Below are 17,112 nucleotides of genomic sequence, written 5' to 3'. Positions count from 1 at the left end.
AGTCAGGCGGTCAGATCATCGCCGCTGGCCTGCTCCAGCAGGCTGCGCCGATAGGCCTCCATCGCGACCAGGTCGCCGAACAGCGCATGGTATTCGTCGCTGTGCTCCACCGGTGACATGCGCTGCAGTTTGGACTTGACCTCGGCGATCTGCCGGCCCACCCATACCTCCTGCAACCGGGCCAGCACCCCGCCGATGTAGCGCGGCAACTTGTCGTCGTCGACCCGGATCGACTCCACACTCAACTCGTGGATGAGGCCGACGGTCAGCGGCGAGGTGGTGTGCTCGCGCACCGTCTCGATCCATTGCGCGCCGGCGGCCGTGGCGGCGGTCCCGCCGGTTCCCCCGGCGGTGTCGATCGCCGAGCGCACCGCCGCGTAGCCGGGGTGGGTGAAACTCTCCACCGTCAGACTGTCGAAGACCGGTCCGGCCAGCGCGGGGAACTGCAATGCCGCCTTGAGCGCCTCCCGCTGCGGCCACAGCGTCGGATCGGCCGGGTTGGGGCGCGCCACCGGCGCTTGAGCCCCCGATGCGGCGGCCGCGGCGGACACCCGGGCGGTGCCGCCCCTGGAGTCTTTTGCTGCGGCACGCACCCGGCCGATCACCTGCGCCACGTCGTCCCAGCCCACCCAGCCGGCCAGCTGGCGCGCGTACTCGTCGCGCAGGGTCGGGTCCTTGATCTGGGCGACCATCGGCACGCAGCGGCGCAGCGCAGCCACCCGGCCCTCGGCGTTGTCCAGGTCCATTTCAGCCAGCGCGGTGCGAACTGCGAACTCGAACAACGGAGTTCGGCGTGCCACCAGATCTCGCAGCGCCTCGTCGCCGTGTGCCAGCCGCAAATCGCACGGATCCATTCCGTCGGCGGCCACCGCCACGAACGACTGGCCGGCCAGCTGCTGCTCGCCTTCGAGGGCCTTGACCGCCGCGGCCCGGCCGGCCGCGTCGCCGTCGAAGACGTAGATCAACTCACCCCGAAAGAACTTGTCGTCCATCATCAGTCGGCGCAGCATCGCCAGGTGCTCGTCACCGAAGGCGGTGCCGCACGACGCCACCGCGGTGGTCACCCCGGCCAGGTGCATCGCCATCACATCGGTGTAGCCCTCGACGACGATGGCCTGGTGGCCACGCGCGATGTCCCGCTTGGCCAGGTCCAGGCCGAACAGCACGTTGGACTTCTTGTAGAGCGTGGTTTCGGGGGTGTTGACGTACTTGGCTTCCATCGGGTCGTCGTCGAACAACCGGCGCGCGCCGAACCCGATCACCTCCCCGGCCGAGGACCGGATCGGCCACAGCAGCCGGCGGTGGAACCGGTCCATCGGACCGCGGCGCCCTTCCCGGGACAGGCCCGCGGCCTCCAGCTCCTTGAACTCGAAGCCCTTGCGCAGCAGATGTTTCGTCAAGCTGTCCCAGCCCGAGGGGGCGAAGCCGCAACCGAACCGCTGCGCGGCGGCGGCATCGAAGTTGCGGTCGGTGAGATATTTGCGCGCCGGTGCCGCCTCGGCGGTGCCCAGCGCCGCGGCATAGAACTCGGCCGCCGCCGCGTTGGCGGCGATCAGCCGGCTGCGACCGCCGCGCTCACGCTGGATGTTGGTGGCCGAGGCCCCGGTGTAGGTGATGGTGTGGCCGACCCGGTCGGCCAGCAGCTCGACCGCCTCGACGAAGCTGGCGTGTTCGATCTTCTGCACGAATGCGTAGACATCGCCGCCTTCCCCGCAACCGAAGCAGTGGAACAGGCCGTGGTTGGGGCGGACGTGAAACGACGGCGACTTCTCGTTGTGGAACGGGCACAGGCCCTTGAGCGAATCGGCCCCGGCGCGTCTGAGCTGCACGTAATCGCCCACCACATCCTCGATGCGGACACGTTCGCGGATGGCGGCGATGTCGCGATCGGAGATACGGCCTGGCACGCGGTCAGTCTAGAGCGCACAGCCGGGCTGAAGCCGCCATGTTTTAAGCTCGGTTCGTCAACGTCGACGTCAGGGAGCACGCATGAGTCTGTCCGAGCAGTCCACGGCGGCGAAATCCGCACGACCGCGCCTGCTGCTCGTGATCGCAGTCGCCGTGCTTGCCGTGGTGGGGGTGGCCGCCTGGCTGGTTCTGCCCAACCGCTCCCGCGGCTCCGCGTCGGGAATCACCGGCGAAACCGTCAAGCAGGTCCTGCTCGACGGCGCCGAACTGACCACGATGCTGGAGCAGCCGTTCACCACGGTCACCGGCCCGCCGGCCTACGGCGGCCTGGAAGCGATGGAGGACTCGTCGTCGCCCGGGGAATGTGTCGGCGTGGTGGACGTCGCACCCAAGAGCGTGTACGCCTCAGCCGACGTACAGAGCTATGCGCGGGAGACCTGGATCGACTCCGAACCCAACCGGGACGGCTTCACGCCGCTGACCACCCGGGTGATGTTCGTCAAGGAGGCCGTGGTCGCTCTGCCCAGTGCGGAGGACGCTCAAGCACTTTTCGCGAAGTTCGCCGAGCAGTGGAAGCGCTGTGACGGGCATCCGGTCAACGCCGACTCGGATGCGGGCGGGCAGCCGCAATTGCACGGCACCGAAATGCACATCACCGACGTCCGGGTCACCGATGACGTATTGGCGGCCTCCATCGTGCTCGACAAGAGCCCCAAGGCGCCGGACACCCGGGCCGTCGGGGTGCGGGGCAACTGCATCGTCGGGGTGCTGATCGCGTTCACCGGCACCGAGAACGCCACCGGTTCCGGCGACCCGCAGACCAGCAGCATCGAGGCCGTGCAGGCGATGATGGACAAGGTCACCAAGCTCAGCTGAGTTCGGCCGCCGCCGTCTAGCCCTTCGCGAGGCGCTCCAGCCGGCCCTCGGTACACGAGGCGATCTGGTCGATGACCACCCGCAGGCGCGCGCCGTCATCGGCGGCCGCGGCGAACGCGGGGACGAAGACCGGGTCCAGGCTCTCCGGCGCCCCGGCCAGCAGCCGGTGGGCCACCGCGTGCACCTGCTCGCGCTGGGCGGCCTGAATTTTGCGGTGCTGATCTTCGGACATGATGAACTGCACCGCAAGGGTTTTCAGCACGGCAACTTCGGCCCTGACCACTTCGGGCACTTCCAGGTCGGCCTGGTAGCGCGACAGGGGCTGCCGGCCGGCAATGGTTTGGGTGGCGGTGATGGCCGCGGAGGCGAACCGCCCGACCAACTCGCTGGTCAGCCGCTTCAGCGCCACCGACGCCGCCAGGGTCGCCGGGAAGGTGCCGTGCGCGGCGACCGCGGCCACCATCGGCAGTTCGGTGAGTCGCTGAGCGGCCGCGGCGAGATCGTGGACCCCATCGGGGTCGCCGAGGCGCGCCAGCTCGGCAACCGTCGCGGCGTCGGCGAGCACCCGTAGGTCGATTCGGCCGGCGATGACACCGTCCTCGACGTCGTGCACCGAATAGGCGACGTCATCGGCCCAGTCCATGATCTGTGCTTCCAGACAGACCCGGCCCTCCGGCGCTCCCTGACGCATCCATTCGGCGGCGGCGCGGTCGTCGTCGTAGAAGCCGAACTTGGCCCGGGCCGGGCCGTCTCCCGAGCGCCGGGGCCACGGATATTTGGTGACCGCATCCAGCGCCGCCCGGGTCAGATTCAGCCCCGCGCTGACACCGTCGGGCCCCACGACTTTGGGTTCCAGGCTGGTCAGGATACGGAAATTCTGCGCGTTGCCTTCGAATCCGCCGCACTGCGAAGCGATTTCGTTGAGCGCCTGCTCCCCGTTGTGCCCGTACGGGGGGTGCCCGATGTCGTGGGCCAGCCCGGCCAAATCGACCAGGTCGGGATCGCAGCCCAGCCCGATCGCCATCCCCCGGCCGATCTGCGCCACCTCCAGCGAGTGGGTCAGCCGGGTGCGCGGGGTATCGCCGTCGCGGGGACCGACGACCTGGGTCTTGTCGGCCAGCCGGCGCAAGGCGGCGCTGTGCAGCACCCTGGCCCGGTCGCGGGCGAAGTCGGTGCGGTGCTGGCCGCCGGTCCCGGGCAGGCCGGCGGTTTTCGACGACTCCCCCACCAGGCGGGCGCGGTCGTGCACGCCGTAGTTGTCGCATGAGTTTGTGGCCACCGCCGCCAGTCTATTTTGGTCCCGCCCGCATCGATGACATGCCGGGCCGAAACGCCGGTGCCCGCGGCCCGGCCGGTCGCAGAATTCCAGCGGTCGCCCGCGAACCGCATATACATTGACCAGCATGCGAATCACCCGCCTGATCAGCGCCGCCCTGGCGGTCCTCATCGCCGTGCTGCTGGTGGCGCCGGGCGCCGCGGCGCAACCACCACAGCGGCTGCCCAGCTCGATCACCGACAGCGCCGGGGTGCTCTCGCCAGCCGATCGCGCCGGGGTGCAGGCCGCGATCGACAAGCTCTACACCGACCGGCACATCCGGCTGTGGGTGGTCTACGTCGACGTGTTCTCCGGGCAGACCGCCGATGACTGGGGCCGCAGCACGGCGCGGCTCAGCGAGCTGGGCAGCAACGACGCCTTGCTGGCGGTGGCCATCGCCGACCATAGCTACGCGTTTTTGGTGTCCGACAGTATCTCCGAGATCAACGCCGGCAAGGTTGATGCGCTGCGGCGCAACCAGATCGAGCCGGCCCTGCACCGTAGCGACTGGGCCGGGGCGGCCGCGCTCGCCGCCAGCGGCCTGGACGCGGCGGCGGCGCCGGCCGAGGTGAGCTGGGCGCCGATCCTGATCGCGCTGGCGGCGGTGGCGGCCGCCGGCGTGGTGGTGTGGCTGGTAGCACGCCATCTACGGCGGCGCCGGCACCGCGCGGCATTGACAGCGGCCCGGCGGGTCGATGCGACCGATCCGAATGCGCTGGCCGATGTGCCGGTGTTCGCACTGGATGCCCTGTCTCGGGAGAAGGTGGTCGACGTCGACAACGCGGTGCGCACCAGTGCCAACGAGTTGCAGCTGGCGATCGACGAGTTCGGCGAGGAACGCACCCGCCCGTTCGCGCAGGCGGTCGCGAGCGCCAAGGCCGCCATGGAACACGCCTTCACGGTGCGCCAGCAACTCGACGACGATATCCCCGAGACACCCGCACAGCAGCGCGATCTACTGACCGGGGTGATCGTCACCGCCTCCAAGGCCGACCGCGAATTGGAGACCCAGCGGGCGTCGTTCGAGCAGCTGCGCGACCTGGTGCTCAACGCCGGCGAGCGCCTCGATGCCTTGACCCGGCAACTGGTCGAGCTCACCGGGCGCATCCCGGTCTCCGAGCGACATCTGGTGGAGTTGCACCGCGAATTCGACGCCACCGCACTGAGTTCGGTGTCCGGCAACGTCAAGACCGCTCAGGACCGGGCGGCTTTCGCCGAACGCAACATCACCCGGGCGCGGGGGCTGGCCGAGCACCCGGTGACCGGCGGGCAGAGTGAACTGGTGGACGCGGTGCGGGCCGCCGAGTCGGGGCTGGGCCAGGGCCGCGCCCTGCTCGACGCGGTGGACAACGCCGCCCGCGACATCCGCCACGCGGTCGCCACGCTCCCGGAGGCCATCGCCGACGCCGAGGCCGGGATCGCGCAGGCCGATGCGCAGCTGCAGCGCGGGGCGGGCACCCACAAGTCCGAGCTGGCCGCTGCCCGCGACACCGCGGCCAAGGCCGTCGCCGCCGCCCGGGCGAGCAGCGATCCGCTGGCGGCGTTCACCGCGCTGACCAAGGCCGACTCCGACCTGGACGGGCTGTTGGACACCGTGGCCGAGGAACGCGCGGCCGCCGAGCGGCTGGCCCGCACCCTGGAACAGGCGCTGTTCACCGCGTCCTCGCGGATCCGCGCGGTGTCGGATTACATCGATACCCGACGCGGCAGCGTCGGACCGGAGGCGCGCACCCGGTTGGCCGAGGCGCGACGCCGGCTCGAGGCCGCGCAGGACAAACGCGCCACCGACGTCGCCGGCGCCATCACCCAGGCCAACGGCGCGGCCACGCTGGCGGCCGCCGCGCAGTCGCTGGCCAAGGCGGACGTGCAGTCCGCGCAACGGGAGTACTACGGCCGTTACGGCGGCGGGCCCGGCGGCGGCAACGACACCGGGGCCATGCTCGGCGGCATCATCATCGGCAACATCCTCAGCGGGGGCCGGATGGGCGGCGGTGGCGGGGGCGGCTGGAGTCCGACCTCGTTCGGCGGCTCGTCCGGCGGCGGGGGTTTCTTCGGCGGCGGAGGCCGGTTCTAGCCGAGGCGCTATTCGGCACCGCCCGCAGCGAATGACGAAAGTGCCCGCACGCCAAGGGCGTGCGAGCACTTTACGTTGACGCGTATCAGGGGGCTTCGGTCGGTCCGGTCGCACCCGCCTGGCCGTCGGGCCCGGGCGAACCGGCCATACCGTCGGTCGCCGTGCTGCCGTTGCCGGTCGCCGTCGCGCTACCGCCGGCCCCGCCGGGGCCAGCCTGGCCGCCGGCTCCGCCAGCCGCGCCGCCGGTCCCACCGGTGCCGCCATTGCCACCGGCGCCACCGTCACCGCCGTCACCGGCCGTCGAGATCCCGCCGGAGCCGTGAGTCGTGGCGTCGCCGCCGGCCCCACCGGCACCGCCCTGGCCACCGGTCCCGCCGACAGCGCCGGCCGCGCCCGTGCCGCCCGTGGCGCCGGCACCGCCGACACCACCGTCACCGGCGGTCGCGGTGCCCCCGGCGCCGTTGGCGCGGGCGTCGCCACCGGCGCCGCCGTCACCACCGGTGCCGGCGATGAGACCCTGGCCTCCGGCGCCACCGTCCCCGCCGGCACCGCCGGTAGCGACACCCTGCGAGCCGTTGGACGTGGCGTCGCCACCCGCCCCGCCGACCCCACCGGTGCCACCGTGTCCGTTCTCGGCGATACCGCCGGTACCGCCGGTGCCGCCGGTGCCACCGGTCGAGTCACCGCTGAAACCGTTGGCGGTGCCATCGCCGCCGGCGCCGCCCGCTCCACCGGCGCCGCCTTCACCGCCGTTGCCGATGGGCGCGGCGGAGTTACCACCGGTGCCCCCGGCCCCGCCGTTGCCGCCGACGACGGTGCCGGTGGCACCGTTGGCCGTGGCGTCGCCGCCGGCACCGCCGACACCACCGGCGCCGCCGTTGCCGAAGACCGACGCGACGGCGTCACCCCCGACGCCGCCGTTACCGCCGTCGGAGCCGGCTGCGGTACCGCCGGCACCGTTGGCCGTGGCGTGGAATCCGTCGCCGCCGGCGCCACCGACGCCGCCGTCGCCCATGACCGTGCCACCGGTACCGCCGGCGCCGCCGTCCGTGCCGTCCACCCCAGCCACGGTGGAATCCCAACCGTCGCCGCCGTCGCCACCGTTACCGAAGAATCCGGCGGCACCGCCGTCACCACCGTCCATCCCCTGCACGGTGGAGTCCCAGCCGTCGCCGCCGTCGCCGAACCACAGTCCGCCGGCACCGCCGTCGGGGTTGGCCTCGGTGCCGTCGATGCCGTTGCAGATCAGGCCGCACGCGCCGTCGAGGCTGTCCTCCCCGTTCATCTGGATGTAGGCGGCGTTGATGGCGTTGTCGACCTGCTGACCCAGGTCACTGGTGATCCACGCCTCCAGGGCCGTGTGCCACGGGTCATACATCCACTGCTCGACCACGCTCGCGGGGTCGAGGTCGGGGTTGGCCAGCAGCAGCTGGTCCCAGAAGGGCGAGTCGCCGAACACATCGTCCACGCCGGTGGTGTCCACCGCCGGGCCCGCGAACGCGCTGGGGTCGAACAGGTCCATCAGCCAGTCGAGTCCGTCTGCGTGTGCGCCCGGCGCCGTGGCCAACGGGGCCATCCCGAACGCCAGGAACACGGCCGCGGAGCCCCCCGCCCCGATCAGTCGACGGCGTGTCTTCGTGGTGCGCTTACTGATAGTCATCTACCTACCTCCCAGGTGTGGACTAATCGTCGGTTGCTCGAAAGCCCTACGGCAGTAAAGGCTTTCCTCAGTTAACGCTGACCGCGGTGCCGTATCAAATCGGGACCCCAGACTCTCAGGAAAGCGCGGACGGCAGGCCCGAACACCTAGGCGGCGGTCCGTTCGGGTGCCGTGAATGCCATGAAACCGGACCAGAATCGGCGGGCATGCCACGAGCAGGCTGTGATTCCCCCGACCGCGTCCGTCGCCGCGCCGCGACAAGGCTCCGGCTACACCGCCGGGCGTCTTGCGGGCCGCTGTCAGCAGCCCTTGAGTCGCACCGCCAGATAGTCGGCCACCTTGTCGATGGCCACCCGTTCCTGGGCCATGCTGTCGCGTTCCCGCACGGTGACGGCCTGATCTTCGAGCGAGTCGAAGTCGACCGTGATGCAGAACGGGGTGCCGATCTCGTCCTGGCGCCGGTAACGTCGGCCCACCGCTCCGGCATCGTCGAACTCGACGTTCCAGCACTGCCGCAGCTCGGCGGCCAGGTCCCGGGCCTTCGGTGACAGGTCGGCGTTGCGGCTCAACGGCAGCACCGCGGCCTTGACCGGCGCCAGCCTGGGGTCCAGGCGCAGCACGGTGCGCTTGTCCACCCCGCCCTTGGCGTTGGGGGCCTCATCCTCGTGGTAGGCATCGATCAGGAACGCCATGAACGAACGGGTCAGCCCGGCGGCCGGCTCGATCACGTAAGGGGTGTAGCGGGTGTCGGTCGCCTGGTCGTAGAACGACAGGTCGACACCGGAGTGCTTGGTGTGGGTGGACAGGTCGAAGTCGGTGCGGTTGGCGATGCCCTCCAGCTCACCCCACGGGTTGTTCTGGAAACCGAACCTGTACTCGATATCGGTGGTGCCGGCGCTGTAGTGCGACAGCTTCTCCAGCGGATGCTCGAACAGCCGCAGGTTGTCGGCGTCGATACCCAGGTCGACATACCAGGCCAGCCGGGTGTCGATCCAGTACTGGTGCCACTCGGGGGCGGTGGAGGGCTCGACGAAGAACTCCATCTCCATCTGCTCGAACTCGCGGGTGCGGAAGATGAAGTTGCCGGGGGTGATCTCGTTGCGGAAACTCTTGCCGGTCTGGGCGATTCCGAACGGCGGCTTGCGGCGTGCGGTGGTGACGACGTTGGCGAAGTTGACGAAGATGCCCTGGGCGGTCTCCGGCCGCAGGTAATGCAGCCCCTCCTCGCTCTCGATCGGGCCCAGGTAGGTCTTGAGCATCATGTTGAATTCGCGCGGCTCGGTCCACTGCCCCTTGGTCCCGCAGTCCGGGCAGGCGATCTCACTCATCGGAACGTCGTCCGGCTCGATCTGCTCACCCTTGGCGAGCCGCTTGGACGCCGCGGCCTCCTGCATGTGGTCCTGGCGGTGCCGCTTGTGGCAGGACAGGCACTCGACCAGCGGGTCGTTGAACACCTCGACGTGCCCGGAGGCCACCCACACCTCCCGCGGCAGGATGATCGACGAGTCCAGCCCGACGACGTCCTCGCGGGCGGTCACGACCGAACGCCACCACTGCCGCTTGATGTTCTCCTTGAACTCCACCCCGAGCGGGCCGTAGTCCCACGCAGATTTGGTGCCGCCGTAGATTTCGCCGGCCGGGAAGACCAGTCCGCGGCGCTTGGCCAGATTGACGACGGTGTCGATGACGGACGCCACGAGGGGGTGCACTCCTGTCTTGTCGAGGCCGCGCCGGCAACGCCGACACGCAGAGCACCGACATCGTATCGATAAGCTCGACGTTCTTTGACATGCATCATTACGCATGGAACAGTGGAGCCAGCTGAAAACGGTTTCCAACATGGGCGGAGGTGGTGGCATGTCGCCCGCAGCGTCCGGCCTGGTAGCCGACGGTCACCGACACAGCGGGCCCGCCTTCCCCACCACTCCGCCGCGGGAGATCCTCGACGCCGCCGGCGAATTGCTGCGGGCGCTGGCCGCTCCGGTGCGCATCGCGATCGTGTTGCAGCTGCAGGAATCCCACCGCTGCGTCCACGAACTCGTCGACGCGCTGGGGGTGCCCCAACCGCTGGTCAGCCAGCATCTGAAAATCCTCAAGTCAGCCGGGGTGGTCACCGGGGAACGGTCCGGCCGCGAAGTGCTCTACCGGTTGGCCGACCATCACCTGGCGCACATCGTCATCGACGCGGTGGCCCACGCCGGCGAGGACCGTTGACCGCCCCGGGGGTGCGCTCCACGCGGCAGCGCGCGGCGATTTCGGCATTGCTGGAGACCATCGACGACTTCCGTTCCGCCCAGGAGCTGCACGACGCGCTGCGCGAGCGCGGGGAGAACATCGGACTGACCACGGTCTATCGCACGCTGCAGGCGATGGCCTCGGCCGGGCAGGTCGACACCCTGCGCTCCGACACCGGCGAATCGGTGTACCGGCGCTGCTCGGAGCACCATCACCACCACCTGGTGTGCCGCCACTGCGGTGCCACGGTCGAGGTCGGCGATCACGAGGTCGAGGAGTGGGCGGCCCGGATCGCCGCCGAACACGGCTTCTCCGATGTCAGCCACACCATAGAGATCTTCGGCGCCTGCGCCGACTGCCGGACCTAGGCCCACCCCTTCGGGATCAGCCGGGCGAGCCGTTGCTGGCACCGCTGCCGCCGGCACCGCCTTCACCGCCCCGGCCGAGGTTGCCGCCGTTACCGCCGTTACCGCCGTTGCCACCGGACTCGCCACTGGTGGTTCCCGACGGGTCGTAACCGTCGCCGCCGTCGCCACCGTTGCCGGCCGGCAGCGGCGCCGGGTTACTGCCGGCCGCGCCGCCGACGCCGGCCGTTCCGCCGCCACCGGCGCCGCCGGTGCCCGCGGCGCCGCCGGAACCACCGGAGCCCCGCAGACTGCTGGTGCCGCCATCGCCACCATTGCCGCCTGCACCTTCGTTGTCGCCGGTGGCGGCACCGATACCGCCGCCGGCGACCCCGCCGACGCCCTGCGCCCCGTCACCGCCGTCACCGGCGACGGCTCCGTTGCCACCGGTACCACCGGCGCCGCCGTTGCCGTTGACGCCTCCGGCCCCGGCGGTGGTGCCGCCACCGCCGCCGTCGCCTCCGGTCCCGCCCGCGCCGGCGGCGCCGGCGTTGCCGCCGATACCGCCGCCGCCCCGGGCAGCGCCGGTGTCGGTGCCACCGGCGATACCCGATTGGCCCTCACCGCCGTCACCGCCGGCCCCGGCGTTGCCGCCGGTACCGCCCTGGCCGCCCTGGCCGCCGTCGCCATTGGCCCCGGTGGTGCTGCCGGTGCCGCCGTTGCCGCCGGCGCCGCCCTGCCCGCCGGTGCCGCCGGTCCCGCCGGCACTTCCGGATTCGCCGTCCGCGGTGGTGACGGCGGTGTTGACGCCGTCCTGGCCGGTGTATCCGGCACCGCCCGTTCCGCCGCCGCCCCCGGTACCGCCCGAGCCCGCATCGCCGCCGGTCCCGGTGGCCGCCTGTGCACCGGCGCCGCCCAATGTCTTACCGCCGGCACCGCCGTTGCCACCGTTGCCGCCGGCACCGCCGTCGCCACCGGCGCCGCCCTGGGTGCCCGCGACACTGCTCGAGGTGCCGGCCGAGCCGGTGTTTCCGGTGCCACCACCGCCGCCGGCCGCGCCGGTACCGCCGTTGCCGCCGATCCCGGCAGCGCCGGAGATCGACCCACCGTTGCCGCCTTGACCGCCGTTACCGCCGTTACCGCCCGTCCCGCCGTCCAGGCCGGTGGTGTCGGCGGAGTTGTCGGTGCCCGCGGTGCCGGAGCCGCCCTCGCCACCGTCACCGCCCTTACCGATGTTGCCGCCGTTGCCGCCGGCACCACCATTGCCGCCGGAGGTTCCAGCGGGTGCACCGGAACCGGCCGCCGCGGGGTTGTAGCCGGCGCCGCCGTCACCGCCGTTGCCGGCCGGCCCCGCCACATCGGTGCCATTGGAAGCGGCATTGCCCGCGCTGCCGGTGCCCGCCGCACCGCCGGTGCCGGCCGCGCCCGCGGTGCCCGCGGACCCGCCCTGGGTGGAGTCGCCGCCATCGCCGCCGTTGCCGCCGCCACCGAGGCTGCCGTGGATGGTCTGGCCGGCCACTCCGGCCGCGCCGTCCCCACCGTCGCCACCGGCGGCACCGTTGCCGCCGGCGCCGGCGTTACCGCCATTGCCGTTGGCGCCGGCCGCACCGTCACCACCGGCGGTGCCACCGCCGCTGCCGCCGTGGCCTCCATCTCCACCGGCGCCGACTCCCCCGGCGTTGCCGCCGGCCCGACCGTCCATGTCATTGACACCGGCGCCGCCGGTGGTCCCGGCGAAACTGAAACCGGCGCCGGCATTTCCGCCGACGGCACCATTGCCGCCGTCGCCGCCGGCACCGCCGTTGCCGGAGATCGAGCCGCCGAGCCCGCCGTTGCCGCCGACACCGCCCGAACCACCGCTGATGCCCGATCCGCCGTCCGGGCTGTCCGATGTACCGGCCAGGCCGTCGCTGCCGGCGGTGCCCGAGCCGCCGGCACCACCGTCACCGCCCTTGCCGATGTTGCCGCCATTGCCTCCGGCGCCACCGTTGCCGCCATTGGTCCCGGCGGCCGCACCGGAACCGGCCGCCGACGGGTCATAGCCGGCACCGCCGTCACCGCCATTGCCCGCCGGGCCGGTCACCGAGGCGCCGTCACTGCCCGCATTGCCCGGAGTGGTGGAACCGTCCCCGTTCGTCCCGGCAGCGCCACCGGCGCCGGCCATGGCCGAATCGCCGCCGTTGCCGCCGTGCCCGCCAGAACCGACAACACCGTCGAAGCCGGCATCGGCGGCGGTACCGGCGGCACCTTGTCCGCCACCACCACCGGCGGCGCCGTCGCCTCCATCACCGCCGTGCCCACCGGCACCGTCGGCGCCGGCCGCGGCACCGGCGGTCGACCCGCCGGCACCACCGTTACCGCCGGCACCACCGGCGCCCGCGACTCCGGCCGCGCCACCGTTGCCACCGCCACCGAGCGCCGCACCGGTGTCACCGCCACCGGCGATGCCGGCCACCCCGAGTGCGCCCTGGCCACCGGCACCGGCGTTTCCACCGTCGCCGCCGGCACCGCCGGAACCCCCGGTACCGTTCGCACCGACCGAACCGGCCGCCCCATTGGTGGCACTGCCCGCCGCGCCGCCGTTGCCGCCGACTCCGCCGTCGCCACCGCGACCACCGGCCCCACCGGCGGTCCCGGCACCACCGTTGCCCAGCGTCGTGCCGGCATCACCGCCGGCGGCGCCCGTCGTTCCGTCTTCGCCACCACCGCCGCCGCCACCGTCGGCGCCACTGCCGGCGCTGCCGCCATTGCCGGCGGCACCCGAGATCGCACCGCCGTTGCCGCCGGCACCACCGTTACCACCGGCGCCGCCGGCGCCGCCGTTCAGACCGTCGATGCCGCCCGTGCCGCCGCCACCGGTGGTCCCGGAGTTGTCGGCCCCGGCGGTGCCGGAGCCGCCGGCACCACCGTCACCGCCCTTGCCGATGTTGCCGCCGTTGCCTCCGGCGCCACCGTTGCCGCCGTTGGTCCCAGCCGATGCACCCGACCCGGCCTCCGACGGGTCGTAGCCGTTACCGCCCGCGCCACCGTTGCCCGCCGCTACCGAAAGACTCTGGCCGGCGCTGCCCGACCCCCCGGCTGTCCCGGCCGTGCCGGTGCCCCCGGTACCCGCGTTGCCGCCGACGCCGGCCGCCCCGCCCTGCGCGGAGTCGCCGCCGTTCCCGCCGTCGCCGCCGGCCCCGAGGTCACCGTTGGAGCCCGCGACCTCGGCCAGGCCCTGCGCCCCGTCACCACCGTCGCCGCCGCCGGCCCCGGCGCCGCCGTTACCGCCCAGCCCGCCGGAACCGTTGTTGCCGGCGCTGCCTCCGGCGGTCGAACCGCCCGCGCCGCCATCGCCGCCGCGACCGCCCGCCCCGGCGGTTCCGGCCGCGCCGCCGTCGCCGCCGCCGCCCTGGTTGATCGCCAGCGTGGCGTCGCCGTTCGCACCCTGGCCACCGGCGCCGGCCGTTCCGCCGTTGCCACCCTGGCCGCCGTCGCCGCCATTGCCGTTGGTTCCCACCGTGCCGCCGGCCCCGGTGCCGGCGTTGCCGCCGGTGCCGCCCGCGCCGCCCTGGCCGCCGTCACCGGCTTGCCCGCCGTCTTCGCCCGCACCGTTGTTGACGGCCAGCACGCCTTGCTGACCGACATAGCCCTCGCCGCCCTGACCACCCTGGCCGCCGTGGCCGGCATTACCACCGTTGCCGGCGGTGCCCGGCGCACCGGCGTCGAGACTGGATTGGTCGCCGGTCCAGTTGCCACCGGCACCGCCGTTGCCGCCGGCGCCGCCGTCGCCGCCCCGGCCGCCGGCGGCGATCGAGCTGCCCTGCCCGCCGGCTCCGCCCTGGCCGCCGTTGCCGCCGGTACCGCCGTTGCCGCCGGCCCAGCCCCCGGACCCGCCGGCGCCACCGGCACCGCCGGAACCGCCCGAGCCCCCGTCGCCGCCGACACCGGCGTCGAAGGCGGCATTACCGCCCAGCCCACCGTTGCCGCCGGCCAAACCGGTTGGGGCGCCGTCGGACATCGTGGTGGCAGCCTGCCCGGCGAAGCCGCCCTGGGGAATCGGCGACGACACCGGTGACCGGTTGAAGCCGTTACCACCGTCGCCGCCGTTGCCGCCCAGCAGTCCCTTGACGCCGTCGGCGCCGTCGGATCCGGACTCCCCGGTGCCGGCCAGCCCGCCGGTACCGGCCGCGCCCCCGCTGCCGCCGGCCCCGGCCACACCGGCGTTGGCGCCGGCCCCGCCGTTACCGCCGTCGATGTGGGCGGCGGTGCCGTCGGCAGCGTCGCCGCCATTGCCACCGGAACCGGCGTCACCTCCGGCGCCCCCGGCGCCGCCGTCACCGTTGGCTCCGGCGCTGCCGGAGCCGCCGGCCGCCACACCACCACCGGACCCGCCCGCACCACCATTGCCGCCGTGTCCGCCGTTGCCGCCGAGCGCGGCGTCACCACCGTTGGCGCCTCCGGCGGCATGGGCATCGGAGGCCGCGTCGTAGCCGTCGCCGCCCAGTCCGCCTCGGCCGCCGGCTCCACCCGCTCCTCCGGTACCGCCTTGACCACCGTTACCGGAGACCGCTCCGCCCAGTCCGCCGTTGCCGCCGGCCCCGCCGTTGCTGCCGGCGCCGCCGGCCTCACCCGCGGTACTGCTCTGCCCCGCTGATGTCGCCGCCGAGCCGTCGCCGCCGTCGTCTCCGGTGGCCCCGGCGCCCCCGGCACCACCGTTTCCACCGTTGCCGTAGCTGCCGCCGTTGCCGCCGGCACCGCCGTTGCCGCCGTCGACGAGGGAATCGGTCGAGGTCCAGCCCGCTCCACCGGCCCCGCCGTCGCCGCCGCTGGTGGCCGCTTGCCCGGTGGCGGCCACCCCGGTGACACCCATCCCGCCCGCGCCGGCCCGGCCGACCTCACCGCCGTTGCCGCCGGCACCACCGTCGACATGATCGGCGGTACCGGCCGCGCCGGCTCCGCCATCACCGGCGGCACCGGCGTTGCCCCCGACACCGCCGTGAGCGCCGTCGCCGGCCAGTCCGGCACTACCGAAGTGGGCGCCGTGGCCGCCGGCACCGGCCAGCCCGGCGGCCCCACCGATACCGCCGTCGCCGCCGTCACCACCATCGCCGCCGGCACCGGTGGCATGAGCAGCGAAGTCGCCTGCCGCGCCCAGGCCACCGACGCCGCCGTTGCCGCCGGCCGCGCCGTTCCCTGCGCCGCCGCCCCGTCCACCATCACCGAACAGCAGCGCCGAACTCGAACCTCCCGCTCCGCCGTTGCCGCCCGCGCCACCGGTGCCACCGGCGCCGCCCAGCCCACCGGCACCGTCGGCCACCGACCAGACGCCCTGGGCCCCCGCGACGCCGGCGGTGCCCAGTCCGCCGTCGCCGCCGAGGCCGCCGGCGCCGCCGCTGCCGAACAGCCAGCCGATTCCGGCACCACCGGCGCCACCGTTGCCGCCGGAAGCACCCGCGCCACCGTCGCCGCCGGCGCCACCGTTACCCCCGACGCCCATCAACGAGCCCCCGGTGCCGCCGGCGCCACCGGTGAAGCCACCGCCGCTGTCGCCGCCGGCCCCACCGTTACCGAAGAACCCCGCATCGCCGCCGTCGCCGCCGGCGACACCCCCGGTGCTGCCGTCGTAGCCGGCACCGCCGTCACCGAACAGCCAGCCACCGGCCCCGCCGTCGGGGTTGGTCGCGTCGCCGTCGGCGCCGTTGCCGATCACGAAGGATCCGAACAGGCCGTTGATCGCGGCGTCGACCTGGCTGCCGAACGGGCTGTTGATCCAGGTTTGGACGCCCTCGTGCAGCGGGGTGTAGATCCATTGGTCGAAGAGCGCGGTCCAGTCGGTCGAGCCCCATTCGGCTGGGGAGCTCGCGGCCAGGCCGGGCAGCTCCCACGCCGCCGGATCGAACCACTGCTGCAGATCAAATGCCCCGGTCAACGGGCCGGGGTCGACGTCAGGGGCCAGTCCCGCGTCGAACAAGTCGGTCAGCCAACCGAAATCCAGGTCCGCGCGCGCCGGCGGCGCGCTGGACAGCGGGGCGGTCCCGAACGCCAGGAACGCCCCGGCGGCGGTTCCGGCGCCGAGCACGCGGCGGCGGTGACGCTTTGCGGAAGAGGAGGTGACTCGGTGTCCGGTGATGCGGCGCCTGATAGTCATCCCGAGTCTCCTATCCGGACCACGAGTCCGATTTAGGGAATTACTGAGTTATATCCGGCCGTAAGTCTAGGTAACCGGAGATTTTTTTCAACAAAAATCTAGGTTTGCTCTCATAGTTTTTTCATATGATTCGCCAATCTTTCATCTATACCGCAACGTCGGCGGCACCTGGCTCACCAGGGCCGCGCGGTAGGTGGTGCTATTTCAGGACGTCAGGACCGATCCGGTCCCGGAACCGGCGAGCGCGGGCCCCGGCCGAGCCAACTCCAGAAAAAACTGAGATTTTCCAGAGAGATTCAAGTGACCTCTCGGCGCTGTGCATGCGGGGCCGTCGGCCGCGCGCCCCGGCTCAGCAGGATGTGGCGCCGCCGATACAGCCGTCCTTTCCGATACCGCCGTGGTTGCCCGGCTGCCCGACGGCGCCGTCTGCACCCGCTACGCCACCGGTGCCGCCGGCAGCGCCCCCAGAGCCAACGGTTCCCGCCGCGCCGCCTACCCCACCGGTCCCTCCGGCGCCCCCGGCCCCTTGCGCAACCCCGCCCAGCCGCCCCCCCGGCGTCGCCCCCCCCC

Annotated in this window: 9 protein-coding genes; 4 read left to right on the top strand and 5 right to left on the bottom strand. The window is 72.8% G+C overall.

From position 1 onward, the window contains the following. Positions 1-2: 2 nt before the first annotated feature. Complete coding sequence (gene dnaG / locus BST28_RS15590; protein ID WP_083081776.1) at positions 3-1,907, bottom strand: DNA primase; 1,905 nt, start codon at positions 1,905-1,907, stop codon at positions 3-5. An 82-nt stretch (positions 1,908-1,989) separates the two neighbouring features. Between dnaG and BST28_RS15585 the strand changes: the two genes are divergently transcribed. Further along, positions 1,990-2,784: a sensor domain-containing protein gene (locus tag BST28_RS15585; RefSeq protein WP_019738700.1), complete on the top strand. Its 795-nt coding sequence runs from the start codon at positions 1,990-1,992 to the stop codon at positions 2,782-2,784. A gap of 16 nt (positions 2,785-2,800) precedes the next feature. On the opposite strand, the gene BST28_RS15580 is transcribed toward BST28_RS15585, so the two are convergent. Further along, positions 2,801-4,063, bottom strand: coding sequence for a deoxyguanosinetriphosphate triphosphohydrolase (locus tag BST28_RS15580; RefSeq protein WP_019738701.1), 1,263 nt, complete (start codon positions 4,061-4,063; stop codon positions 2,801-2,803). A 124-nt stretch (positions 4,064-4,187) separates the two neighbouring features. Here BST28_RS15580 and BST28_RS15570 point away from each other — a divergent pair, with 124 nt between their 5' ends. Beyond that, positions 4,188-6,173 carry a TPM domain-containing protein gene (locus tag BST28_RS15570; RefSeq protein WP_083081770.1) on the top strand — a complete coding sequence of 662 codons (1,986 nt, stop codon included), beginning with the start codon at positions 4,188-4,190 and terminating at the stop codon, positions 6,171-6,173. Between the two features lie 85 nt (positions 6,174-6,258). Here BST28_RS15570 and BST28_RS24120 read toward each other — a convergent pair whose 3' ends face one another. Both BST28_RS24120 and BST28_RS15555 read right to left on the bottom strand, forming a co-directional pair. Continuing rightward, the gene (locus BST28_RS24120) at positions 6,259-7,833 is read right to left on the bottom strand and encodes a PGRS repeat-containing protein (RefSeq protein ID WP_165758093.1); all 1,575 of its coding nucleotides are present in this window, start codon (positions 7,831-7,833) and stop codon (positions 6,259-6,261) included. Positions 7,834-8,132: 299 nt separating this feature from the next. After that, positions 8,133-9,530, bottom strand: a complete 1,398-nt coding sequence (locus tag BST28_RS15555; RefSeq protein WP_083081767.1) for a glycine--tRNA ligase — start codon at positions 9,528-9,530, stop codon at positions 8,133-8,135. Between the two features lie 160 nt (positions 9,531-9,690). On the opposite strand from BST28_RS15555, the gene BST28_RS15550 reads away from it, so the two are divergent. Both BST28_RS15550 and BST28_RS15545 read left to right on the top strand, forming a co-directional pair. Further along, entirely contained in the window at positions 9,691-10,047 is a 357-nt protein-coding gene (locus tag BST28_RS15550; protein WP_052312335.1) for an ArsR/SmtB family transcription factor, read from the top strand. Then, the gene (locus tag BST28_RS15545) at positions 10,044-10,436 is read left to right on the top strand and encodes a Fur family transcriptional regulator (protein WP_019738899.1); all 393 of its coding nucleotides are present in this window, start codon (positions 10,044-10,046) and stop codon (positions 10,434-10,436) included. The genes BST28_RS15550 and BST28_RS15545 overlap by 4 nt, the downstream gene beginning before the upstream one ends. A gap of 16 nt (positions 10,437-10,452) precedes the next feature. Here the strand turns inward: BST28_RS15545 and BST28_RS24410 are convergent, their stop codons facing one another. Continuing rightward, on the bottom strand, positions 10,453-16,542 hold the full coding sequence (locus BST28_RS24410; RefSeq protein ID WP_207570111.1) for a PGRS repeat-containing protein: 6,090 nt from the start codon (positions 16,540-16,542) through the stop codon (positions 10,453-10,455). Positions 16,543-17,112 lie beyond the last annotated feature (570 nt).

It is taken from the genome of Mycolicibacter kumamotonensis, assembly GCF_002086285.1.
Classification (GTDB): Bacteria; Actinomycetota; Actinomycetes; order Mycobacteriales; family Mycobacteriaceae; genus Mycobacterium; species Mycobacterium kumamotonense.
This window is presented reverse-complemented; position numbering and strand designations above follow the sequence as displayed.